Source organism: Paenibacillus sp. IHB B 3415 (assembly GCF_000802655.2).
GTDB lineage: Bacteria > Bacillota > Bacilli > Paenibacillales > Paenibacillaceae > Paenibacillus_AQ > Paenibacillus_AQ phytohabitans.
In genome coordinates this window covers 1-24,160 of sequence record NZ_JUEI01000020.1, presented here as the reverse complement: position 1 = coordinate 24,160, position 24,160 = coordinate 1, and the positions used below count along the sequence as shown (strand labels likewise).

The window sequence follows — 24,160 nt, the reverse complement described above, 5'->3', positions numbered from 1 at the left end:
CTACAGTTCCAAATTTCCCCTCCGCTTCTTTTGCTTTCTGTTAATTTCTTTCGTGCTTCTTATATAGTTTGACCGTCTGGACCTCATAGGGTCTAAAGGACAGCGAGGCCGCTCCGCCGGAAGTCTCCAGCGTGCCCGTCTCACTCTCCAGCAGATTGACCCGGCAGGCACGGATATCTGCATCCTTCCAGTCCAGCGCAGCCGTCCCTCTGCTGCCTGCAGATTCATACATCCGGACAATAACTCCGCTGCCGTCCTCTGCACTCTTGATCGTGTCCAGCATCACATGACTGCTCTGGAAGTTGAGCCAGGCATAAGTACTTGAATAACGGCCTGAATGCGGCTGCTCGCCAATCACCTGCACCGGTTCATTCAGTTCAGCCGCCTCCCTTACAACGTCAGCCTGCCGCCACTCTCCGCCGTGGGGATACAGGGAATACGTAAATTCATGTTCACCCTGATCCGCATTACGGTCAGGCCAGCGGGGAGAACGCAGCAGCGACAGGCGCAGCACCCCGTCATGAATGTCATAGCCGTATTTGCAGTCGTTCAGCAGACTGACGCCATAGCCGCCTTCGGACAGATCTGCCCAGCGGTGTCCGCAGACCTCGAATTGCGCCTGCTCCCAGCTGGTATTGCGGTGAGTCGGACGCTCCAGCGCTCCAAATGGAATCTCGTACGTAGCCTTTGCGGCCACAATGTCCACCGGAAAAGCAACCTTCAGCAGCTTATGTTGCTCCCTCCAGCTTACGTTAGTCCGGAAATCCACCCTGCGGCTGTGCCGGGGCAGAATGATCTCCTGCTCAATCAGGGATTCATTCAGCTGCCAGCGGAATTTCAGCACGGTCAGCACAGGTCCGCTTGTGACAACTTGCCGGTCCAGCAGCTTCGCCTTGCCCGCAGGCTGCTCTTCATAACGCGGGTCGAGGTCCCAGGCATCCCACAAAGGCGGGGTGTCATGATAGAACTGCAGCTGATTGCCGGTCTGTCCGGGCTGAAGCAGCTCCCGGCCGGCGCTTTTGTCAACCCAGCGGCTGATTTCCCCGTCTTCATTAAAGTTAAGAATATAGTGGTCCGTCTCCCATTGCTCCGGGAAACCGTCTACACTGACGGGCTCGGCCTGCCGCCCAGGCTGTTCGCCGGCAGGCGCAGCCGCCTCCCGCAGCCAGAATGTCCGGCAGCCAAAAGCAGGAACCTTGCGGACCCGGATAACCAGGGTATAGCTGCCGCCGTCTTCATCCGTGCTCCAGCCTTCACTGTCCAGCAGGCCGTCTTCATCGAACGCCTGCAGCGCCGCCAGACTGCGGTCTCCCTCCAGCCGGATCAGCTCTGTGCGTTCCCAGCCCAGGCTGTTGAAGACGACATAGGGACGGCCCTCTCCCGTAGTATTCACTTTGCTTGCCAAGGCACGGAGTGAGGTATCCAGCACCCGCTGGCCTATGCTGAATATGTCCGCGTATTGCTCCCGCGAAGTGGCATATACCTCCGGAATCGAAGTGCCGGGAATGATATCATGGAACTGGTTAAGCAGCAGCAGCTTCCAGCCTTCCGCCAGCTCCTCCTGATGCTTCAGCAGCAGCTCCAGCTCCATCTTCAGCTCCGGCTGCACAGGCTCCGGAAGCCCGTTCTTCTGCGCGAGCACGCTCCAGATCTCCGCTTGCCGGTATAAGACCTCCGCCTTGCGGTTGCTGCGCTTATTGAAGGCATGCGTTGTGAAGGTTCCCCGGTGAAGCTCCAGATAGAGGTCTCCATGCCATGCCGGAAGCTCCGGCTGGCGCAAGCCGATCTCCGAGAAGAAAGCCTCCGCCGTAGAGAATTTGCTGACGGGCTGGCCCGGCGCCAGGTCCGTGCGGGCCACGTATTCCAGCATTTCATGGGTAACCCCGCCTCCGCCGTCGCCGTGGCCGTAGAGCAGCATCAGCTCATCATGCTGTTCCTTCTGGGCATAGGCTTGCCAGTGCTCCTGAACATCCTTCGGATGGGTATGCTCATTCACGCCGTGATTCTGATAGGCCACAATCTTCGTTCCGTCAATGCCGACCCAGTGGAACAGCGTATGCGGGAAGGGATTGGTATCATTCCAGCCGAGCTTGGTCGTCATGAAATAATCAATTCCGGCCTGCTTCAGCAGCTGCGGCAGAGAAGCGCAATAGCCGAAGGTATCCGGCAGCCACTCAATCGTGGAGCGCTTGCCGAATTCCTTCATATAGAAGCCCTGGCCGTACAGCATCTGCCGCACCAGCGATTCTCCGCCGGGGATGTTCAAATCCGGCTCGACCCACATGCCGCCGACCAATTCCCACCGGCCCTCGGCAATCCGTTCCTTAATCCGCCCGTACAGCTCCGGATAATGCTCCTTGGCGAAGGCATACAGCTGGGGCTGGCTCTGGGAGTACCGGAACTCCGGATATCTGTTCATCAATGCGCAGACTGTGGAGAAGGTCCGGCTGACCTTGCGTACCGTCTCGCGGACTGGCCACAGCCAGGCAATATCGATATGCGACTGGCCCACCATGTGCATTGTCCCCGGATGCAGTCCCGCAGACCGTTCCGCCGCCGCTTCTGTCCGCAGCTGCTGTTCAGCCGCAGTGACGGCATCGCCATCCAAGAGCAGCTCCTCCTTCATATAGAGTGTATCCATCACCCACTCCAGTGCCTTAAGACTGCGGATGCGGCGCATATCTCCCTCCGGCAGCAGTAGGGCCGCTTCATGCACGATCTTCACCGTATGCAGCAGGCTGTACACCGCCGGGTTCACACGCACAAGCGTGATTTCTACTCCCGTAAGCGGCGGCTTGATCACCGCCTGGCGGTTCAGCGGGTCCTCCGGCTCAGGCACCGGATCATACAGCTCGATGTCCAGCTGAAGGACTTCTCCCGCAGTGCCGGGCTGCAGCGGGATGAACCAGTGATTGCTGTCCAGGCCATGATAGGGCGCTCCATTAAGCTTCAGCAGGCCCTCCCCGCGCCCCAGATAGAGCAGCGCCGACTCTTCCGGCCCCCAGTCTCCCGGAACCGTAATCTCCCGCTGAAGGAAATACGTGGTGCCGTAGCCGCCGTCCAGCCGTGCAATCCTGTAATTCAGGTGAAGCTCCTCTTCATGCTCATAGTTGCCGGGAGAGAGGTAGCGGGACTTGCGCATATTCCATTCCGCAAGCTCTACCTTCTCTGTCCACTGCCTCTTCGCCAGCCACTCAATGAAACGGTTCATACGCTTCATGACTCAGCCCTCCTCCCTCACATGGAGTGGTGCGGTCAGATATTCTGCAGAGTGGGGTCCTGCCATGATCGTAAATTCACCCGGCTCCACGATCCGCGTTAAATCCGCCGATACATACTCCAGCTGCTCCCGGCCGACGCTGAACGTCACCGTCTGCGTTGCTCCCGGCTGGAGGCTGATCTTGCGGAAGCCCTTGAGCTGCTTCTCCGGACGGGTAATGGCAGAGGCCAGATCGGAAATATACAGCTGCACAACCTCGCTCCCCGCCCGGTCACCGGAATGGGTCACATCCACGGAGACAAGTGCTTCGCCATCCGCTGTAATGACGGAGGGCTCTACCTTCAAGTTGCTGTATTTGAATTCACTGAAGCTAAGGCCGTAGCCGAACGGATACTCGGCATTAAAGTCCGTCTCCAGATAACGCTTGCCTCTCGTCCGCCGCTTATAGTAATAGACCGGAAGCTGACCAGCATGCTTCGGAATGCTGATCGTCAGCCGCCCGGAAGGGTTCACGTCGCCGAACAGAATATCGGCAATGGCATGTCCGCCTTCCTGGCCGGGGTACCAGGCTTCCAGAATGGCATCGGCATGCTCTACAATCCACGGCTCTGCAATCGGGCGGCCGTTGATATAGACCACAATCAGCGGCTTACCCAGCTTGTGGATGGCCTGCGCCAGCTCTAGCTGCACGCCCATCAGATTGAGCGTGGCCCGGTCAATGCCTTCGCCGCATTCCATATCACTCCAGGAATGTTCGGTCACGACAGAAGCCCCTGTGAGCAGATCAATCGTTCCCTCGCCGAAGTCTCTGGCACTTGAGCCGCCGATTGCGAGCACGACAGCATCTGCCTCCGCTGCACAGGCCAGTGCATGCGCGAAGCCTTCCCGGGAATCACCTTTAATCCGGCAGCCGGGTGCATATAGCACATTGTCCGCATTACCGCCTAGAGCCTGCCGGATTCCCTCCAGCACAGTTACAATCGCGCCTTTGGGCTGCGGCGAGGTGTAGTCGCCCAATTGATTGTACGGCGCATCCGCATTAGGCCCGATCACTGCAAGCTTCGGAATCCGCCTGCTCAGCGGTAGCGTGCCGTTCTCATTCTTGAGCATAATGATGCTCTCACCGGCAATCCGCCGCGCCAGCTCCCGGTGCTCCGGCTTGCCGATTGTCCGCTCAGCCTGCTCGGGATCAGCATAGGGACGGTCGAACAGCCCGAGCTTGAACTTCAGTTCCAGAATCCGGGCGGCCGCGCGGTCCAGGTCAGACTCCTGCAGCCGTCCATGATCGATAGCATCCGCGATATGCTTCTCGAACATCTCTCCCGACATCTCCATATCGATGCCGGCCAGCAGCGCCTGCGCGACCGCCGCTTCCCCGCTGTCCGCGGTGTTATGCCCGTTCGTCAGCATCCCCAGCGCTCCGCAATCCGTGATCACGAAGCCGTCAAAGCCCCATTGCTCCCTCAGCACATCCTGCAGAAGATAACGGTTCGTGGTGCAGGGCACCCCGTCAATCTCGTTATAGGCGGTCATGATCGAGAGTGCTCCGGCCTCCACCGCTTTACGGAAGGGCAGCAGATCCACCTCATGCAGCTCGCGGAGTCCCATATGCACGGGCGCGGAATTCCGCCCTCCTTCCGAGCTGCCATAAGCGGCGAAATGCTTCAGCGTCGCCAGAACGGAATCCTCCGCATCCAGACGCTCGCCCTGCAAGCCCTTTACCGCCTCCACGCCCATGGCGGCAATCAGAAACGGATCTTCGCCGAAGGTCTCCTCTGTCCGCCCCCAGCGCGGATCGCGCACCACATCCAGCACCGGCGAATAGGTAGCCGCTCCTCCCTGGCTGCGGGTCTCCAAGGCTACTACCCGGCACATCTCCCGGTACAGCTCCGGATTCCACATGCTGCCCAGAGCCAGCGGAACCGGAAATACCGTCGCACCTATTGCCATATGTCCGTGCGAGCACTCCTCCCCGAACAGAATAGGAATGCCAAGCCGGCTCTCCTGCATAGCGTAAGCCTGAATGGCATTGACCGCCTCTGCTCCCTGCTTCGGGGACAGGCCCGTCTCCAGCGTGACGCCGGTCCATGGATCTGCACGCAGCGTTCCATACAGGGAGCCGACGCCTCCGGCTGCAACCTGGCGCTTGAAGGCTTCCGTCATACCTGTGGTTCCATCCGGACGCTTCTCATAACACTGCCAGCCGAAAGGCTGGACTAACTGTCCAGCCTTCTCTCCAAGGGTCATGCGCTGCAGCAGGTCCTGTACACGATCCGCCACAGGGCGTGTCTTATCCTTATAGATCATTTACACAGCACCTTTCTGCAATAGACATTCATGCCGCTCTTTGGCGGCACTTCAGAGGATGAAATTTCGAAGAAGATGGATAGAGTTTGAATGCATTAGTTCGATTTCCAGCGGTCATAGGCTGCCTGGTTGATCTCGGCCACACGCTCTCCGCCCATCTTCTTGACGGTCGCCACATAATTGTCCCAGCCCGTAAGCGGCTCGGCTCCGGTGATGAACTTCGCTTCCATCTGCTTCACATACGTGCTCAGATCCGAATTCAGACTGCTGATCTCGGTCTGTTCTTCCACGGTGAGGAACAGGGCCGGGAAGGGAATCCGTGCGCCTTTATCGAGGAGCTTCTGCTTGGTTTCCTGCTCCACCCAGAGGTCAAAGTCCGTCTTCAGCCCTTTGTTGATATCATCCATAGACAGCGTTGGAGCGGGAATACCGTAGTTCGGCGTCAGCGTTGCCCGGTAATCTTCCATTTCCTTCCCGTCCGGTACAGGCAGGTATTGCTTAACCCGGTTGTCTTTGTCGGTGTATTCCCAGAGAACGCCCTCTGGCCCTTTGTTGAAGAACAAGGCGCCTTCATAGGAGTAGAGATAATCGACCCAGCGCAGCGAGGCTTCCGGCTCCGGATTGCTGTTCGTGATCGCAAAAGCGCCGGTTGTAATCCCTCTGTTCTTGGCAATCGCCGGGGCAGCCACCGATTCGCTGCGGACCGGCGCAAACATCGGATCTGTCGTTGAAGGCTCTCCGCCCTTAGTCATATAGGCATGCCAGTCGGAGAAGAGGGCGACGCGGTTGTTCTGCGCTTTGGCCTTCTTCTGCTCCGCCGTCTGCGAGAAGCTCTCATGATCCAGCAGCTCCTCGGACCACAGGCGGTTCATATAGATCAGATACTCCTTGTAGCCTTCTTCAAGCGGCGTATAATGCACCTTGTCCGCATCGTCCACATATATTTCCTCTTCATAAATGCCGAAGGCGCCCAGCAGCCAGGTGCGGATATCGCGGAGGTTCGCAGCGGCCGTTGTAACCGAAGAAATCGGAATCTCATCGGCTGTACCATTGCCGTTCGGATCTTCTTCCTTCACACGCTTCAGATAGGTATACAGCTCCTCCGTAGTTTCAGGAAGCTTGTCAATATTCAGCGCCTTCAGGAAATCGCCGTTATACCACATCGGATTGCGGTACCAATGCTGGCTGAATTCCACCACCGGCAAGGAATAGATATGCCCGTCCGGTGCTGTGATTGATTTGCGGACATCCGGATTCTCCTCCAGCAGCGCCTTGAAGTTAGGAGCATATTCTTCGATCAGATCCTCCAGGGGAATCAGGATACCCTGCTCTCCATAATTCATCTGCTCTGCGGTCGTCAGACCGGCAGCATAGAAGATATCCGGGTAATCCCCGCTGGCAAACACCAGATTCTTCTTGGTCTCGAAGCTGTCCTTCGGCGCATTCTTGTATTCCAGCGTAATGCCGGTCTTCTCCTGCATCTGCTGGAGCACCGCCATGTTCTCCCAGTTCTGAATCCCTACATCCGGCGCCATCAGCGTCAGGGTAACGGGTTCAGTAACAATCGGGAAACCTTCCTTGTTGACTGTGACTTCTCCGGTACTATTGTTTGCTGCACCCTCGTTCGAATTGCCGCAGCCTGCCAGCAGTGTAAGGATCACAGCCGAAGACAGCAGAAGCTTCCATGGTTTACGTGTGGTCTGCATTGATGATTCCTCCCTTATGTTCTTTACATTTTACCCGTTTAGCCTTTAACAGAGCCAATCATGACCCCTTGGACAAAGTAACGCTGCAGGAACGGATAGACAGCCACGATGGGCAGTGTAGAGACGACAATGACTCCGTATTTGATCAGCGATGCCGTCTCTGCCTTATTATTCATGGCCATAGCCACCTCGCCGTTGATCGCAGCACCTGTGGTTTCGGCCGACATTTCCTGAAGGACCAGGATTTGGCGCAGCACCATCTGCAGCGGATACTTGGCTTCATCATTCAAATAGATCAGGGACGGGAAATAGCTGTTCCAGTGGCCTACCCCATAGAACAGGGCCATAACGGCTACAATCGGTGCGGACAGCGGCAAAATAATGCGGATAAACAGCCCCAGATTCGTACAGCCGTCAATGTGCGCCGCTTCCTGCAATTCTTTCGGGATGGTCGTCTGAAAAAAGGTGCGGGCCACGACGATGTTCCAGACCGAAGCGGCCACCGGCAGAATCAATGCACCCATGCTGTTGATAAGGCCCAGATTCTTGACCAGCAGATACGTCGGCACGAGTCCGCCGCTGAAGAACATTGTGAACAATATGAGGCCCATAAACAGCTGGCGTCCGACAAAATCAGATCTGCTGAGCGCATAAGAGGCCGGCAGCGTAACGGCGAGATTGAGCAGAGTGCCCGCCACCGTGTAAACAATAGTGTTCCAGTAACCGTTCCATATCTTCGGGTTCTCAAAAACAAGCTTGTATCCGTCCAGTGTCACATTCTTCGGAAACAGCCACATGGCTCCCGAATTGACGTCCTGCGGTGAACTGATGGAAGCGCTGAGAATATAGATCAGCGGATAGAGAACAACCAGCAGCGCGAGGAACAGATAAATGTAGGTACTGATCAGAAACAGCTTGTCTCCCCTGGATTCTTTCATGGCAGTAACCAAAGACTTCAACTCCTTTCTACCAGAGGCTGTTCTCACTGGTGCGTTTGGCAATCCGGTTGACGGTAACCAGCAGAATCACATTGACCACCGAGTTGAACAATCCCACAGCCGTCGAGAAGCTGTATTGGGCGTTCACCAGACCGGCGCGGTATACATAGGTGGATATGACATCGGAGGCTTCCATATTAAGCGAATTCTGCAGCAGCAGAATTTTCTCGAAGCCAAGGCCCAGAATATTCCCCATATTTAGGATTAGCATGATCGTAATCGTGGGGATAATCGTTGGCAGATTGATATGCAGCACCCGTTTGATCCGGCTTGCTCCATCCACAATGGCCGCTTCATGCAGCTGGGGATCTACGCCTGACAAAGCCGCGAGATAGATAATCGTTCCCCACCCGGTGCTCTGCCAGACGCCCGAGAAGACGTATACCGTCTTGAACCAGGCTGGATCGGTCAGAAACTCCGCCGGCTGAAGGCCCAGGAACTCAATGGCCCGGACAATCATTCCGCTGGACGGCGACAGGAAGGTAATGATCATCCCCGCCATAACCACTACAGAAATGAAATGCGGCGCATAGGTTACCGTCTGGACCGATTTTTTGAACGGGCCGTTGCGGACCTCATTGAAGGCCAGCGCCAGAATGATCGGCAGCGGGAACCCGATTGCGAGTTCATAGAAGCTGATGCTGAAGGTGTTCCAGAGCAGATCCCAGAAGAAATAGGAATTAAAGAACCGTTCAAAATGATCAAAGCCAACCCATTCGCTGCCCGTAATTCCTTTCGAGGGTACGAAATTCTTAAAAGCGATCTGAATGCCGTACATCGGACCGTAATGAAAAACGAGGAAATACAATAACGCGGGAAGCATGAACAGATAGAGCTCCCAGTTTTGCCAGATTCTTTTGCCAAGGGACTTGTTCTTCAATGAAGGATTTCCGGATACTGCAGCATTACTCCCCTTCATTCTCCCACTCCTCTCTATGTTAGTTTTCGTAACATTAAATCATGTAGCCGCTTCGCATTCTTCGTGACAGCCTCTCTGCTAACGCTTACAACACAAAGTGTAGTGAAACAAAGCTAACATCGTAAATATGTAGGTTCTGCATTGTCATGTTAAGGGAGTGTAAAACCGCGCTGCTGCGGGCCTTTCCGGCCTGGCCTGCTCTTGTTGACTACAGCTTGCCCCCCGCCGTAAATGTGTGAATTATGAACCTTCCTTTACACTGCAAAAGTTACATATTGTGATCGCCCGGCAGGTATGCAAACATTTGCTACGAATGCCAAAGCTAAATAATTGACTGATGATATAGGAGGTTTCTGTCATGACCCGTACAACCGCACACCTGATCTCCCACACGCATTGGGACCGGGAATGGTACATGCCTTACGAGCGTCATCATGTTCTGCTGGCGAAGCTGATGAATGAGCTCCTGGAGACCCTGGAGAAGGATGAACGCTACCGTTATTTCCATCTGGACGGACAGACCATTATTATTGAAGACTATCTTCAGGTTCATCCTGAGAAAAGAGAACTCCTGGAGAGATTCATCCGTGAAGGACGCATTGTCATCGGTCCCTGGTATGTGCTCCAGGATGAGTTCCTGACCAGCTCGGAAGCGAATGTCCGCAATCTGCTGACCGGTCATCAGGACGCGGCCAAATATGGCGTTATCTCCAAGCTGGGTTATTTTCCGGATTCCTTCGGCAATATGGGACAAGCGCCCCAGCTGCTCCGGCAGGCAGACATCGGGACTGCGGTGTTCGGACGCGGTGTGAAGCCGACGGGCTTCGACAATATGGTCGGTGAGCTGACCAGCACAAGCTATGAATCGCCTTACTCCGAGATGTTCTGGGAATCCCCCGATGGTTCCAGCGTGCTTGGACTGCTCTTCGCCAACTGGTACAGCAACGGCAACGAGGTGCCTGTGGATGCAGGTGAAGCCAAGATCTTCTGGGATAAAAAAATCGCTGATGCCGGCAAATATGCCTCCACCCCGGAGCTGCTGTTCATGAACGGCTGTGATCATCAGCCGGTACAGCGTGATCTCGCCGATGCGCTTGAGACGGCCAGGGAGCTGTACCCGGACATGGATTTTGTCCATTCCAGCTTCGAGCAATACTTACATGCGCTTGGGCCTTCACTGCCGGAGGATCTCGTGACCGTGACCGGCGAGCTGCGCAGCCAGCACACGGACGGCTGGGGAACGCTGGTGAATACCGCTTCGGCCCGCGTCTATCTGAAGCAGCTGAACCAGCGGGGTCAGACCCTGCTGGAGAAGGGCGCCGAGCCGCTGGCAACACTTGCTTATCTGGTCAGCGGGCAGGCTTATCCCCACGCCCTGCTGACTTACGCCTGGAAGACGCTGATGCAGAATCATCCGCATGACAGCATCTGCGGCTGCAGCGTGGATGAGGTTCACCGCGAAATGATTACACGCTTCGAGAAGAGCAGGCATGTAGGAGAGGCTATTGTTGAAGAAAGTCTGAAGGCGGTCTCCGGTCAGATTGGAACCAAGGACGTAGATGCCTGGGGAGAATCCGCCATTCCTGTGACGGTCTTCAATACGACAGGCTGGGAGCGCAGCGGCACGGTAAGCGTGGAAGTGATCTTCGCGAAGCGCTACTTCAAGGAGGGGCCGAATCCTGCAGCCATTGCCGAGGCGCTGGACCAGCTTCCGCTTGTGCTGGAGCGCGGGCGGCTGTTAGATGCGGACGGACGGGTCCTTGCCTGCAAGGCGGAGGATCTTGGCACCCGGTTCGGCTATGAGCTGCCGGACGATCAGTTCCGCAAGCCTTATATGGCCCGCATCGTGCGGCTGACCTTCGAAGCCGCGCAGGTACCTCCGCTCGGCTACACAACCTTTGCCTGGGTACAATTACCGGGCGGCGAATCCGCCGGGGCTGCTGCAAGTCCGCTTACGCTCCTGGAGCCGGGGATGGAAAACGGCTTCCTGGCTGTCCGTATCCGGGAGGACGGCTCCTATGATGTAACGGATAAGCGCACCGGCAAAACTTTCACGGGACTCGGCGTCTATGAGAACTGCGGCGATATCGGCAATGAATATGTGTTCCGCCAGCCGGAGGGCGATACCCCGCTGACTACCAGGGGACTGGACGCCCGCATCACGCTTGCTGAGCATGAGCCCTACCGCATCACCTATGAAATCGTGCATGAATGGACCATTCCGGCTTCCGCCGACGCTTCGTTCGCGGAGGAGAAGCGCCGGATGGTTCCGTTCCGGCAGCGTAAGGCTGGACGCTCCTCTGAGCAGATACCGCTGCGGATTGTGACCCGGATTAGCCTGGAGGCTAACGGGACTGGTGTCTTGGTCTCGGCCAAGTTTAATAATCAGGCCATGGACCACCGGCTGCGTGTCCTCTTCCCTACCGGACTTGCCGCCTCCACCCTTCTGGCCGATTCTGTATTTGAAGCGGCGGAGCGCGAGATTGAGCCGGCTCAGGGCTGGCTCAATCCGAGCAATGCCCAGCATCAGCAGGCTTTTGTCAGCGTGTCGGACGGCAGCGCCGGAGTAGTGATCGCAAACAAGGGTCTGAACGAATATGAGGTTCTGCGTGACGGAAGAAATACCATTGCTGTAACCCTGCTGCGCAGTGTGTCGGAGCTGGGGGACTGGGGCGTATTCCCAACACCGGAAGCCCAGTGTCTGGGTGAGCAGACCGTTGAATTCGCAGTTCACCCGTATGCCGGAGATGCCGCCCAGCCGGAGGCCTTTGCCTGGGCCTATCAATACCAGGCCCCCTGGTTCACTGTGCAAACCGGCTGGCAAGAGGGCTCTCTGCCCGCCCAGTATCAGCCGCTGAAGTGGCAGGGCCGCACGCTGGCGCTCTCCGCATTCAAGCTGTCGGAAGCTCATGAGGATATTATCCTGCGGTGGTACAATCTGGCGCATACCGAGCAGCCCTTTGCGCTGGAGCCCCATTTTCCCGTACAGGCTGTACATGCCAGTGATATTCTGGAGCGGCGGAAACACAGGGAATTATTAGATGATGGAATTCTCCGCAGCTCCGTCGGCAAAGCCCAGATTGTCACCTATGCGCTGCAAGCAGTACAACCCTAATCATAACTATGTCCAGGAGGAATTAGACTATGAACCTGCCAGCTTCCATTACCACGTATCTGACTGAAGCCGACGAACGGCTTGCGCATCATCCGAAATTGCAGCAATTATTCCGCAACTGTTTCCCGAATACGCTGGAGACTACAACTAAGCTGCTTGACGACGGCACCACCTTCGTATTCACCGGCGATATCCCGGCCATGTGGCTGCGCGATTCCACGGAGCAGGTGCGCCACTACATTCCTTTTGCCAAAAATGATCCTGAATTGCAGCGGATTCTCCGCGGCCTGATTGCCCGGCAGATGTTCTATGTCAATATTGATCCCTACACGAATGCCTTCAACGAAACGGCCAGCGACAAGCATTACCGGGATACCGATGACTGCAATCTGAACCCGTGGATGTGGGAGCGCAAATACGAGCTGGACTCCCTCTGCTTCGTCGTACAGCTGGCTTATATGTACTGGAAGGAAGCGGAGCAGACCGATATCTTCGACACCGCCTGCTACCAGGCGCTGACCTCCATCGTGAATGTTATAGAGACTGAGCAGTACCACGGGGAGAAATCGCCGTACCACTTCATCCGGCAGACGCTTCAGGATACGGAGACTTTGTACAATAACGGACGCGGCATGCCCGTCAACTATACCGGCATGAGCTGGTCGGGCTTCCGCCCGAGCGATGACAGCTGCGAGTTCGGCTACAATATTCCCTCCAATATGTTCGCCGTGGTGATTCTGGGATATATCCGCGAGATCGCAAGCGAGGTCTACGGGGACGAAAGACTGGCGGCGCGGGCGGCGAAGCTGCGTAAGGAGATCGACTTCGGCATCCGTACCTACGGTATCGTGACTCATCCGAAATACGGCAGAATCTACGCCTATGAAACGGACGGCTTCGGCAATTATTCTCTGATGGACGATGCCGGCACACCGGGATTGATGTCCATTCCTTATATTGGTTATGTGGGTGTGGAGGATGAAATTTATCAGAACACCCGCCGGTTTGCCCTCAGCTTCGACAATCCCTTCTATTTCGAAGGTAAACATGCCAAAGGCATCGGCAGTCCGCATACACCGGGAGGTTATGTGTGGCATATGGCGCTGTCCATGCAGGCACTGACGGCAGATAACGATGAGGAGATCAAAGAACTGATCGACATGCTGATCCGGACCGATGCGGATACCGGTTATATGCACGAAGGCTTCCACCCGGATGATCCCTCCGATTTCTCGCGCGAGTGGTTCGCCTGGTCCAACAGCCTGTTCGCCACGCTGATCAGCAAAGCGATGGACAAAGGGCTGGTCTAGGCACGGCGAATCGGGAGTACCACCCATTTGTATGAGGGGGCACACTGTAGTACAGCCCTTCCAGCAGAATCAGAGGGGATTAACCCTTTGATTTCCCCGCTCAGCCCGCTCAGCCCACTCAGCCAACTTTCGGCGGCCCATTTTTATATTCAGCTTATCTACAACAGATAACTAGATAACCATCATAATTTCGTTTACACCAACGGCTGCGGCCTCCTTGAATTCAAGGAGGCCGAATTCAAGAGCACTTATACCCCTCATATCCTCATTTGGCCCGCGTCCGGTGAATTCAAGAGCACTAATGCTCCTCATTTCCTCATTTGGCTCGCGTCCGGTGAATTCAGGGGCACTAATGCCCCTCATTTCCTTATTTGGCCCGCGTCCGGTGAATTCAAGAGCACTTATACCCCTCATATCCTCATTTGGCCCGCGTCCGGTGAATTCAAGAGCACTAATGCTCCTCATTTCCTCCCGCTGAAGCGTTAGCGTCCTTTTACAAGGGGGGAGAATTCAAGAGCACTTATACCCCTCATATCCTCATTTGGCCCGCGTCCGGTGAATTCAAGAGCACTAATGCTCCTCATTTCCTCCCGCTGAAGCGTTAGCGTCCTTTTACAAGGGGGGACGTGTGCAGTACAGCCAACTTCCAACGGATTCAGAGGGATTTATCCCTTTAATCCCGCCGCTCAGCCCACTTCCGGCCGATTCAGAGGGATTTATCCCTTTAATTCCGCCGCTCAGCCCACTTCCGGCCAATTCAAAGGGATTTATCCCTTTAATTTCCACGCTCAGCCTACTCGGCTAACTTTCGGCGGCCTATTTCATATTCAGCTTATCTACAACAGATAACCAGACAACTATTATAATTCCCTTTACAGAAACGAAAAGGCTGCGGCCTCCCTGAAATCCAGGAGGCCACAGCCTTTTCTGTGCATAGCTGAGTTGTATTTAGTAGCTGCTCTGACTTTGTTCACCTTTGGCAATGGCTACGCCGCCGCTTGTCCCGATCCGGGTTGCGCCTGCTCCGACCATTACGAGGGCATCTTCCGCACTGCGCACACCGCCGGATGCCTTAACGCCGATATCAGGGCCGACAGTCGCCCGCATGAGTGCGATATCTTCCTTCGTTGCGCCTCCCGTGGAGAATCCGGTCGAAGTCTTCACGAAGTCTGCTCCCGCTTCTACAGCGAGCTTACAGGCGCGGACCTTCTCTTCATCGGTCAGCAGGCAGGTCTCAATGATGACTTTGGTCAGCGCTTTACCGCGGGCAGCTTCAACCACTGCGGCGATATCACGTTTCACCAGCTCGTCATTGCCGTCTTTCAGTGCGCCGATATTGATAACCATATCCACTTCGCCGGCACCGTTAGCAATCGCATCGGTGGTTTCAAAGGCTTTGGTTTCCGGTGTGGACGATCCCAGCGGGAACCCGATCACTGTACATACTTTAACTTCCGGCGTATCCTTCAGCACTGCATAGGCTGTGGACACCCAGGCCGGGTTCACACAGACCGAAGCGAATTTGTATGCTTTGGCTTCCTCAGCCAGCTTGATAATATCGTCTTTACGGGCATCCGCCTTCAGCAGCGTATGATCAATAATCCCGGATATTGTAGTTTCACTCATTATTAATTCCTCCATGTAATCGGTAGTAGATGTTCGCATTCCTTGTAATCATACCAATAGTCGAACACTTTGGAAAGCCGGAGAGCGAACACCTGCTACTACGCCCGATCAACACTTGAAGCACCGCTTATACCTTCACCTGCCAGATAGCTTCCCGCAAGTCACACGTGTTCGCGCTGATCATCATCGAAGCCACGTACACTTCTTTGACTTTTCCAGTTGAAGACCGGTCAGCTCACGGATCTGCCGTCGCCGACACATCAATGATCTGTCCGGCCACCTCACAAAAAGCGGCAGAGGCCTCCAGCAGGGCAGTTCATTGCGGATCAATCTGCGTAACATAATGGCTGGCAATACTCATGTTGTAACTGCTGATCGTCCCTTTCGCGCACGGTAATTTCGTTGTTAATATTTTCCTGACGCAAAAGATATTACAAAAAAAGAGACTGCCTCTGAAGCCATAAACAGCTCCAAAGACAGCCTCAATACATTTACCCTTCAATGCCCGTCCGACAAGCTCAGGCCGATCCGTTTCACCAGCCGGGCACTTTCTTCATTTAATCCGGTAATCGTTACCTTTTTGCCGAGTGCCGCGTATTTGTCCAGCGTTTTGGCAATGGCTCCCACCGCTGACTGATCCCACACATGAGAATGGGAGAAGTCGATAATCACCTGCTGCGGATCACTCTCATACATAAATTCATGCACGAAATGACTGGTTGTACCGAAGAACAGCTGGCCCGATACTTTGTAGGTAGTTACAGATGCCGTCGTATGGACACTGAGCTTTATTGAAGCGATTTTCCAGGCAAAAGACAAAGCGCTCAGCAGAACACCGAACAATACACCGATCGACAGATTATCCGTCACTACTACAGTAACTACCGTAACGATCATGACCAGTGCATCGCTGAGCGGCACCTTGGCTAATGTCTTCAGTGAACCCCACTCGAAGGTGCTGATGCAGACCATGATCATAACACCGACCAAAGCGCCCATAGGAATCTGCTTAACCACATCGCCCAGGACGAGAATCAGGAACAAAAGAAAGATCCCCGATACAAAAGTAGACAGCCGTGTACGTCCGCCCGATTTCATATTAACCATCGACTGGCCAATCATTGCGCAGCCTGCCATCCCGCCGAAGAAGCCGGTCACGATATTGGCCAGGCCTTGTCCCTTCGCTTCCCGGTTCTTGTCACTGCCGGTGCCGGTAATATCATCAATCAGCGTTGCGGTCATCAGGGATTCCAGCAATCCGACTACAGCGAGCGATAGTGAATAGGGCAGAATGATCAGCAGTGTATCCAGAGTGAAGGGAAGATCCGGCAGATGGAACACCGGCAGAGCCGAAGTAATGGTGCCCATATCACCTACGGTCCTTACATCCAGATTAAGAACAATACTGAGTACGGAAACTGCGATAATCGCTACAAGTGCCGAAGGGACAGCCTTCGTGATCCGCGGAACCGTATAAATGATGACCAGTGTAAGTGCCACCAGCGCATACATAATCCAGCCCTGTCCTTCAAAATGCACCAGTTGGGCCATGAAGATAAGAATGGCTAATGCGTTGACGAAGCCGGTCATTACCGGCTGCGGCAGGAACGTGATGAATCTGCCAAGCTTCAGCATCCCCATCAGAATCTGAAAGATTCCCGCCAGTACGGTGGCCGCGAACAGGTACTCAATTCCGTGTGAAATCACCAGGCTGCCGACCAATAGCGCCATCGCCCCGGTTGCCGCCGAGATCATGCCCGGTCTTCCGCCGGCAAATGCCGTCACAATAGCAATACAGAAAGATGCGTACAATCCAACCATCGGGCTTACGCCGGCGAGGATGGAGAAAGCAATCGCTTCAGGGATTAAGGCAATCGCCACGGTCATACCCGACAGAATGTCGCTCCGTGTGTTGGAAAACCAACCGTTGTTGTATAAGCTTGACTGCTTCAAATTGTGCTGCTCCTCCTGTGTCTTGTTATAAGGTTATAGGCTCTTCCATAGAGCCCGGGTCCGGTGCAACGCCAATACTTGTTATTGTACCTGACCCTCCTTAACCTCCACAAAAGTGCAAACTATTCTTGTAAGCGCTAATTACTGCGTTATTCTCATTAATCCTTCTATTTCCGCATAAATTCTAGATATTTAAATTAACGGTACAGTCCGGAGGCTTTCACTTCATTGAAGAAGGTGTTGAACTCTTCAATATTAAGCTGCTGCGCCGCATCCGATAAGGCGGTTGCCGGATCGGGATGCACTTCCACCATGATGCCGTCGGCTCCGGCGGCAAGTGCGGCTTTGGCACATGGGATCAGGATATCCTTGCGTCCGGTGGAATGGGTCACATCGACCAGCACCGGCAGATGGCATTCCTGCTTGAGAATCGGCACTGCCGAAATATCCAACGTATTGCGGGTCGCTTTCTCATAGGTACGGATGCCGCGTTCAATCAGTATGATCTCCATGTTGCCCCGGGACATAATGTATTCTGCCGCATGGACGAATTCATCCAGTGTCGCCGACAAACCGCGCTTCAGCAATACCGGCTTGTTCACTTCCCCTACCGCTTTGAGCAGTTCGAAGTTATGCATATTCCGTGCACCGACCTGAATAACATCGACATAATCAAGGGCCTCTTCAATATGACGCGGGTCTACAATTTCACTGATGGTCAGAAGCCCGTACTCATTCGCCGCTTCACGCAGAATTCTCAGGCCGTCCATCCCGAGTCCCTGGAAATCATACGGGGAGGTACGGGGCTTGAAGGCTCCGCCGCGCATTACCTTTACTCCTGCCTTCTGCAGGGCAGCGGCAACTGTACGGGTCTGCAGCTCACTCTCCACCGAGCAGGGTCCGGCAACCATCAGCGAAGATAATCCGCCGACGGTTACATTACCCGGAAGGGTAATTACTGTATCTTCGGCGTGATTTTTCCGGGCTACCAGCAGGGACTTCTTATGCTCCGTGCTTTGCAGATCCAGTGAAGCAGAGAAAATCTGCTTGAACAGGGTACGGATCGTGCCGCTGGTGAACGGTCCCTTGTTGCTTGCTACCAGCTTATCCAGCATGGCTTTCTCGCGTTCAGGATCGAACTTCGGCACACCCTGCTTCTCCTTGAGCACTCCGATTTCCTGAACGATTCCGGCACGCTCCGAGATCAGCTCCAGCAGCTGTCCGTTAATTTCATCAAGCCGTGCTCTCAGCTTATCCAATTCCACATTACTCATTTCCTGACACTCCCTTTAGTAGTTAATAGTTAATCCTATGAACGAACGCAAAAAGGCCCCCCGTCGCAAGGGACGAGGAGCCGTGGTACCACCCTTATTTAGAGATGAATCCTGCTGACGCGTCAGCATCCGGAAAGCTGTTACCTCATCCCGGACCGGATTAACTCTGTCTTACACCCGTTAACGCTGGAAGCGGGCCTCCCTACTCATACCTGCTGCAGCAGTGTACTTCAGGGGCCGACTCGGAAGTGAACTTCGGCACTAAGCGTCAAATGAGGGTGCTCTCAGTCTCCGGCACACCTTCCCTGTTAAGATCCGCTATAAAGTGCTTACTCTCTTCGTCATTGTCATTTAATGGTATATCGGTGCGTCTTGTGCACCGGTTTCTGCTATCTTAATCAAAATGACTTCCACATGCAAGATGTCAGAGTGACGCATTACAGCTTTAACGCAGCAACGTTATTTATTGATGTGTAGACGGAAGACTGCCTGCTGATTAAAAGAATTTTCCGATAACATTCACTATCGTCTCGCTTCTCAGCGGCTTGCTGATATACTCGTCCATTCCTGCTTCAATGCATAATTCCCGGTCGCCTTTCAGTGCATTAGCCGTTACGGCAATAATGACCGGCTGCGAATCTGCCGGCTGCGTCTGCCTGATTCTCGATGTAGCCTCCAGGCCGTTCATGCCGGGCATCTGCACATCCATGAAGATCAGATCATAGCTGCGCTGAGTGACCATCTCGACTACCTGCAGCCCGTCTTCCGCAACATCCACGGCGAACCCGCGCTTCTCCAGAATTTTGCGCAGCACAATCTGATTAATGACATTGTCTTCAGCCACCAGGATGCGCAAAGAACGCTTCAACTGCTGCGGACTCAGCAGGCCCGGCTCCGCCCCCTCAGCAGTCAGAGCCTGCTTCTCGGTCCGGAGCACCACTGTAAATACAAAGGTTGCCCCCTGCCCGGTCTGCGGCTCCAGCTGAATCCTGCCTCCCATCATTTCAACCAGCTGCTTGCTGATCGCCAGCCCCAGACCACTTCCTTCATGTTTGCGGCTCATGTAATGATCCAGCTGGTAGAACGGCTCGAACAACCGGCTGCGGGCCTCCTCCGGAATGCCTATTCCTGTATCCGCCACTGTAAATTGCAGCGTTACCCCATCAGCAGCCTCTTCTCCACGTATCCTTTGCACGCCTACTTTTACCCCGCCCGTGTGAGTGAACTTCACTGCATTGCCGACCAGATTGATCAGGATCTGCTTCAAGCGTTCTCCGTCCCCGATCAGATCAGCTGGTACATCCGGACCCACCTCCACCTGGATGGCGAGGCCCTTATTCTCCGCTTTAAGCTGCAGCAGCTCCAGAGCAGACTCCATGCAGTGCTGAAGGACAAACGGTTCCTCATGCAATGAGGTTTTGCCCGCCTCAATCTTGGACAGATCCAGAATATCGTTAATGATATTCAGCAGGGATTCTCCGCTCTGGCGGATGATTTCCAGGTACTCCCTTTGCTGAGAATCCGGATCACTGAGGTCCAGCAGCAGATCGGTCATCCCGATCACCCCGTTCATCGGCGTGCGGATTTCATGGCTCATCATAGCCAGGAACTCGCTTTTGGCCCGGTTCGTATTCTCGGCGGTTTCTTTGGCGATCAGCAGCTTCTTCTGCTCGGTAATATCCTTGACGATAATATAAAAGCCCACCGTCTCATTGTTGATAATGATAGGGGCAAGGGTTGTCAGCACCTCCACGGAATGTCCATCCTTATGCCAGATGAGGTCGATGCTCCGTTCCATGGAACCCTTCTTCTGGCAGAAGCTGATCACGTCGTGAAGATGGTGGTTCCCGATAATCCGGCCGACACTCATTCCCACCAGCTCAGGAATCGTGTAGCCTGTCAGCTGTACGGCCTTCTCATTCCCGTTGATGATGTTTCCTTTCAGATCCAGAGAAATAATCGCATCATGGTTATATTTCTTCAGCGAGGTATACCGCTCTACCGATTCCTGCAGCTTCTGCTCCATAATCTTGCGCTGTGTCACATCACGGCCTACGGCAAGCACGCTCCAGTTCCCGCTGTCTTCCACAATCCGCAGCGTGAATTCAATCCAGAGATACCGCCCGTCCTTATGAAGAATCCTCAGCTGCACACTCTGAAGCTCAGCCGCCTGCGGTGCGCTAATAAATTCCATATCCCCGGGGTGAACCAGTCCGCGGATATCACAGCCGATCAGTTCCTCAGGCTTATACCCGAGTACTTCCACAATCGAAGGAGAACAGTATCTGCAGATACCATCCGGGGTAGCATAATATACAATGTCTCTAATATTGGCAGCGATCAGGCGGTACAGCTCATCTGGCGGTGCAGGAAGTTCATCCATGGACTTAGCTTCCGGGTGCGGCAATCCGGCCAGATGAACGATATAATACAAGCCCATTCCCGTAGAGGGCTCGCTAATCAGAGAAACATGCAGCAGTACTGCAACTACAGAGCCGTCTGCATGCCGGAAATTCAGTTCGCATTCAAAAAAAGGAACCTCTCCCGCTTTTAGAGTCCCCATCTTTTGCCTATGTATCTCCAGGGAATCTTCATACAGAAACTCCGTGAAGCCATGTCCCAGCAATCGTTCTTCCGTGTATCCGAGCAACAGGGTTACCGCCGGATTCACACTAGTCCATTCTTCGGAAATGGAGAGAAATGCGACTCCGGCAGTCCCCTTTTTGAATGCCTGTTCGAATGGAGAAGAGATCTCCTTATGTTGTCTTAGCATAAATTCCACCGCCCGTTCGTGGAGTAATACATGCATTTTTAGTTCAAATCTGTAATATAAATATCTTGCATATCCGGGCGAAAGTCAAATGATTCTGTCGAAATATAAACTATAAAATGTATAGCAGATTATATTAACCTGCGAACCATCCTTCAGACGGAGTTCTCCCCAGTTCCCCACCTTTGTTCAATCCATTCCTGCATTACTTTATCCTTGATTTAGAGCCCGCTGTCCAGCAGTCTCTTCACCGTTTCGGTGAAGGCTTTGACCTGGAACGGTTTGGTAATATACGCGGCAAAACCCCTGTTTTTGGCTTTTTCAATATCCGATAATTGAGCAAACGCACTGGTTCCCAGTACCGGAATATGGCAAGTAGCCTCATCCTGCTGCAATATTTCCAGAGCTTCATATCCGTTAAGGCCGGGCAGCCCGATATCCATGATGATCAGATCCGGCAGTACTTCACGGGCCATACTTAGCCCCTGCTCTGCCGTTTCAGCTTCCAGCAGCAATATGGAGGGCAGGTTTCTTTTGAAGATATGATGCATTAGGGCCATGTTGAGTTGATTATCTTCCACATATAATACTGTCCTCTTGTATTCCTCCATCGTGCATATCCTCCTAAAAAGTCCCAGCACAACAGCCCATAAACAGGCAGAAAATAAAAAAGCCGAAGAAAGGGACCATTCCCCCTTCTCCGGCTCATGTTCGGCTCATTCGCATGTCCGACTCATTTCCGCCCTATTTATAGTTAAACTTATTGAAAAGTATAAGCTATCACACTGGTATCTTTGTCGAAATCCCAATCCACGTATATATCCGACAGTTCCTTGCCGAGCATCGGGGCAATCGTGGTGGTATCCTCCAAATATCGTTTTTCCATCTTGCGTTTGGTGGTCTTAAGCGTATTCTCATAACCAAGGCCAATCAGTTCCTTCTCCAGCGGGATCAGGATACCCTCACGTTTGATAATCAGAATGCGCGGGCCCAGCCACCAGGAGTCGGTATGGACCGGTTCCTTCTGTACCTGCCTGCTAACTTCATTAATCTGGGCATGGACTTCTTGACGCCCGGCATAATCGTCAATAATCATAGCGTCATTCTTAATGAGCGCAACGATCATTCCAGACGCGTTATGTATACCCCAGTCATAGAAAAGCTCGCCAACCTCCATAGCCGTCGTTTCCTTCAGGTAAGCCGCAAGTTCGGGCAGCAGAGACTTCATCAGAAGCTCTCTCGTATAGCGAAACGCCTGTTCTTCTTCCTTATTTAACAAAAATCTCTCCACAGGTCCGATAAAATTACGGATATGCAGCGCTATACATTGCTTCCCGATGGAGGCGTGTATTGATTCAGGCCCTTTCCCAAAGCGTTCCCGCAGTAATCTTCCTGTGAAACTGGAAAGTTGGCTAGTAAGTTCCGTAGTGCTCATTCAATTTCCTCCAGCATAATATTCTTGTGTCTGTGTTATACGTATGGGGAGACGCTCCGCCTGCTGAAAAAACGGTTCGTTCACTTTAGTATAATCTCAACCGGGGGACTTCGTATATATATAAATATATAAAAGTTCATAAAGGGCTGCCGGGGCTTCCCTGGATATGTATGAAGGGCACAATATTAGTATTACCCTAATTATTTATAATTAGTTTGACACCCAAAATTAAATTGTTTACAATTAAATAGTTATAAATATTAATTACATATACCGGGAGGATGAAGCAGCAATGAGCATTTATGAGTATGAGGCCCGCAATATCCGGGGGAAAGAGACCCGGCTTGAACAATACAAGGATAAAGTCCTCCTGATCGTTAATACTGCCAGCAAATGCGGCTATACTCCGCAATACTCCGACCTTCAGAAGCTTCATGAGAAGTACCAGGAGCAGGGCCTGCAAATTCTCGGGTTTCCCAGCAACCAGTTTGGCGAACAGGAGCCCGGCTCCAATGAAGAGGTTAACGTGTTCTGCCAGATCAATTACGGCGTAACCTTCCCGCTTTTCGAAAAAATTGATGTTAAGGGGGATAACCGCCATCCGCTGTTCGCTTATCTGACGGAACAGGCCGGCTTCCAGGGCTTTGACGACACGGACTCAAACGGCAAGCTGCTGCACACCATGCTTCAGGAACGTGATCCTGCTGCACTCACAAACGATGAGATCAAATGGAATTTCACCAAGTTCCTGATTGACCGTAACGGCAACGTGGTGGAGCGCTTCGAATCTCCGGTTGATCCGCTGGACATGGAGCCTGCCATTCAGAAGCTGTTGTAAAGCGTTTCAGCGAAAATGACGAAGGCTATGTTACCCGTGAAATATTCAAATAAAAAAAGGTGTTCCGCTGCCGGCAAGGGCTGCAGAACACCTTTTTGTCATTTACTTGCTTATTCCTGATTACTTGCCGCGGTAAGTCTCGGTGAACACCTCGAAGAAAGGTGTCGTGTCCCGCTCCGCCATTGTATCCTCCGCACCCGGGTTCCAGCCGATCTCTGCCCGCCAGCTGCCCAGCAGGCCTGATTCAATCAGCTCCTGCTCATCCACCTCCATGGACAGATCTGCCTGCGGCGCCACATAGAGCGCATCCGCCGGACAATACGCCTCGCACATGAAGCAGGTCTGGCAATCCTCCTGGCGGGCAATGACGGCAAGCTTGCCCTGCATCTCGAAGACATTCGTCGGGCAGACCTTCACGCACAGCCTGCAGCCGATGCAGCGGTCCTGGCTGACCAGTTCAATCATATCGCCCGCTCCTCTCTTGGTATCCGCAGCTCCTGGGCATGCGGCACACTTTCGGTGCGGATGCCAATCGTATCGATACCGGAGAGGATCAGGCGGTGGGTCTGGCTCGGGTCCAGCGCCGGATACTCGGCCAGGCGCTGCAGCCCGCGGCTCTCCTTGCGGGCCAGCGCGGCGGTGTAGATCCAGCGGCCGACATTTAGCATGGCGGCCGCTTCACGCGGTTG

16 protein-coding genes and 1 pseudogene are annotated in these 24,160 nt (G+C 53.9%); 3 read left to right on the top strand and 14 right to left on the bottom strand.

The genetic code is table 11. The annotated features are described in order from the left end of the window. Positions 1-40: 40 nt before the first annotated feature. The 5 genes from QW71_RS11010 to QW71_RS10990 form a co-directional block, all read right to left on the bottom strand. Positions 41-3,220, bottom strand: a complete 3,180-nt coding sequence (locus QW71_RS11010) for an alpha-mannosidase (RefSeq protein ID WP_039297412.1) — start codon at positions 3,218-3,220, stop codon at positions 41-43. A 3-nt stretch (positions 3,221-3,223) separates the two neighbouring features. Next, complete coding sequence (locus tag QW71_RS11005; RefSeq protein ID WP_039297409.1) at positions 3,224-5,527, bottom strand: glycoside hydrolase family 3 N-terminal domain-containing protein; 2,304 nt, start codon at positions 5,525-5,527, stop codon at positions 3,224-3,226. A 95-nt stretch (positions 5,528-5,622) separates the two neighbouring features. Beyond that, positions 5,623-7,233: an extracellular solute-binding protein gene (locus tag QW71_RS11000; protein ID WP_039297407.1), complete on the bottom strand. Its 1,611-nt coding sequence runs from the start codon at positions 7,231-7,233 to the stop codon at positions 5,623-5,625. Positions 7,234-7,271: 38 nt separating this feature from the next. Then, the gene (locus QW71_RS10995; protein WP_039297404.1) at positions 7,272-8,183 is read right to left on the bottom strand and encodes a carbohydrate ABC transporter permease; all 912 of its coding nucleotides are present in this window, start codon (positions 8,181-8,183) and stop codon (positions 7,272-7,274) included. Between the two features lie 16 nt (positions 8,184-8,199). Further along, on the bottom strand, positions 8,200-9,150 hold the full coding sequence (locus tag QW71_RS10990; RefSeq protein ID WP_042140053.1) for a sugar ABC transporter permease: 951 nt from the start codon (positions 9,148-9,150) through the stop codon (positions 8,200-8,202). 358 nt (positions 9,151-9,508) lie between these two features. On the opposite strand from QW71_RS10990, the gene QW71_RS10985 reads away from it, so the two are divergent. Further along, complete coding sequence (locus QW71_RS10985) at positions 9,509-12,265, top strand: alpha-mannosidase (protein WP_039297399.1); 2,757 nt, start codon at positions 9,509-9,511, stop codon at positions 12,263-12,265. A gap of 29 nt (positions 12,266-12,294) precedes the next feature. Beyond that, on the top strand, positions 12,295-13,575 hold the full coding sequence (locus tag QW71_RS10980; RefSeq protein WP_039297396.1) for a glycoside hydrolase family 125 protein: 1,281 nt from the start codon (positions 12,295-12,297) through the stop codon (positions 13,573-13,575). A 171-nt stretch (positions 13,576-13,746) separates the two neighbouring features. Here QW71_RS10980 and QW71_RS10975 read toward each other — a convergent pair whose 3' ends face one another. The 7 genes from QW71_RS10975 to QW71_RS10945 form a co-directional block, all read right to left on the bottom strand. Beyond that, positions 13,747-14,040, bottom strand: a complete 294-nt coding sequence (locus QW71_RS10975) for a hypothetical protein (protein ID WP_039297394.1) — start codon at positions 14,038-14,040, stop codon at positions 13,747-13,749. A gap of 483 nt (positions 14,041-14,523) precedes the next feature. After that, entirely contained in the window at positions 14,524-15,201 is a 678-nt protein-coding gene (deoC, locus tag QW71_RS10970; protein WP_039297391.1) for a deoxyribose-phosphate aldolase, read from the bottom strand. A 498-nt stretch (positions 15,202-15,699) separates the two neighbouring features. Then, positions 15,700-17,154 carry a SulP family inorganic anion transporter gene (locus QW71_RS10965; protein ID WP_039297388.1) on the bottom strand — a complete coding sequence of 485 codons (1,455 nt, stop codon included), beginning with the start codon at positions 17,152-17,154 and terminating at the stop codon, positions 15,700-15,702. A gap of 197 nt (positions 17,155-17,351) precedes the next feature. Next, complete coding sequence (locus tag QW71_RS10960; RefSeq protein WP_039297385.1) at positions 17,352-18,428, bottom strand: bifunctional 3-deoxy-7-phosphoheptulonate synthase/chorismate mutase; 1,077 nt, start codon at positions 18,426-18,428, stop codon at positions 17,352-17,354. Between the two features lie 496 nt (positions 18,429-18,924). Further along, positions 18,925-21,201 (bottom strand): PAS domain-containing hybrid sensor histidine kinase/response regulator, encoded by a 2,277-nt coding sequence (locus QW71_RS10955; protein WP_052769980.1) that lies wholly within the window; start codon positions 21,199-21,201, stop codon positions 18,925-18,927. A 218-nt stretch (positions 21,202-21,419) separates the two neighbouring features. Further along, on the bottom strand, positions 21,420-21,809 hold the full coding sequence (locus QW71_RS10950; protein WP_039297382.1) for a response regulator: 390 nt from the start codon (positions 21,807-21,809) through the stop codon (positions 21,420-21,422). A gap of 149 nt (positions 21,810-21,958) precedes the next feature. Continuing rightward, positions 21,959-22,633, bottom strand: a complete 675-nt coding sequence (locus tag QW71_RS10945; RefSeq protein WP_039297380.1) for a Na-translocating system protein MpsC family protein — start codon at positions 22,631-22,633, stop codon at positions 21,959-21,961. A gap of 292 nt (positions 22,634-22,925) precedes the next feature. Between QW71_RS10945 and QW71_RS10940 the strand changes: the two genes are divergently transcribed. Further along, positions 22,926-23,471 carry a glutathione peroxidase gene (locus tag QW71_RS10940; protein ID WP_039297377.1) on the top strand — a complete coding sequence of 182 codons (546 nt, stop codon included), beginning with the start codon at positions 22,926-22,928 and terminating at the stop codon, positions 23,469-23,471. Positions 23,472-23,591: 120 nt separating this feature from the next. On the opposite strand, the gene QW71_RS10935 is transcribed toward QW71_RS10940, so the two are convergent. After that, positions 23,592-23,936: a ferredoxin family protein gene (locus tag QW71_RS10935; protein ID WP_039297374.1), complete on the bottom strand. Its 345-nt coding sequence runs from the start codon at positions 23,934-23,936 to the stop codon at positions 23,592-23,594. Then, positions 23,933-24,160: pseudogene (locus QW71_RS10930) on the bottom strand (hypothetical protein); the annotation flags it as partial. The pseudogene QW71_RS10930 and the gene QW71_RS10935, both read right to left, overlap by 4 nt.

Bases quoted from the DNA above. Each gene is read 5' to 3' on its own strand.
- QW71_RS11010 (WP_039297412.1), bottom strand. From the start codon at position 3,220: ATGAAGCGTATGAACCGTTTCATTGAGTGGCTGGCGAAGAGGCAGTGG.
- QW71_RS11005 (WP_039297409.1), bottom strand. From the start codon at position 5,527: ATGATCTATAAGGATAAGACACGCCCTGTGGCGGATCGTGTACAGGAC.
- QW71_RS11000 (WP_039297407.1), bottom strand. From the start codon at position 7,233: ATGCAGACCACACGTAAACCATGGAAGCTTCTGCTGTCTTCGGCTGTG.
- QW71_RS10990 (WP_042140053.1), bottom strand. From the start codon at position 9,150: ATGAAGGGGAGTAATGCTGCAGTATCCGGAAATCCTTCATTGAAGAAC.
- QW71_RS10985 (WP_039297399.1), top strand. From the start codon at position 9,509: ATGACCCGTACAACCGCACACCTGATCTCCCACACGCATTGGGACCGG.
- QW71_RS10980 (WP_039297396.1), top strand. From the start codon at position 12,295: ATGAACCTGCCAGCTTCCATTACCACGTATCTGACTGAAGCCGACGAA.
- QW71_RS10975 (WP_039297394.1), bottom strand. From the start codon at position 14,040: ATGAGGAGCATTAGTGCTCTTGAATTCACCGGACGCGGGCCAAATGAG.
- deoC (WP_039297391.1), bottom strand. From the start codon at position 15,201: ATGAGTGAAACTACAATATCCGGGATTATTGATCATACGCTGCTGAAG.
- QW71_RS10960 (WP_039297385.1), bottom strand. From the start codon at position 18,428: ATGAGTAATGTGGAATTGGATAAGCTGAGAGCACGGCTTGATGAAATT.
- QW71_RS10955 (WP_052769980.1), bottom strand. From the start codon at position 21,201: ATGCTAAGACAACATAAGGAGATCTCTTCTCCATTCGAACAGGCATTC.
- QW71_RS10950 (WP_039297382.1), bottom strand. From the start codon at position 21,809: ATGGAGGAATACAAGAGGACAGTATTATATGTGGAAGATAATCAACTC.
- QW71_RS10945 (WP_039297380.1), bottom strand. From the start codon at position 22,633: ATGAGCACTACGGAACTTACTAGCCAACTTTCCAGTTTCACAGGAAGA.
- QW71_RS10940 (WP_039297377.1), top strand. From the start codon at position 22,926: ATGAGCATTTATGAGTATGAGGCCCGCAATATCCGGGGGAAAGAGACC.
- QW71_RS10935 (WP_039297374.1), bottom strand. From the start codon at position 23,936: ATGATTGAACTGGTCAGCCAGGACCGCTGCATCGGCTGCAGGCTGTGC.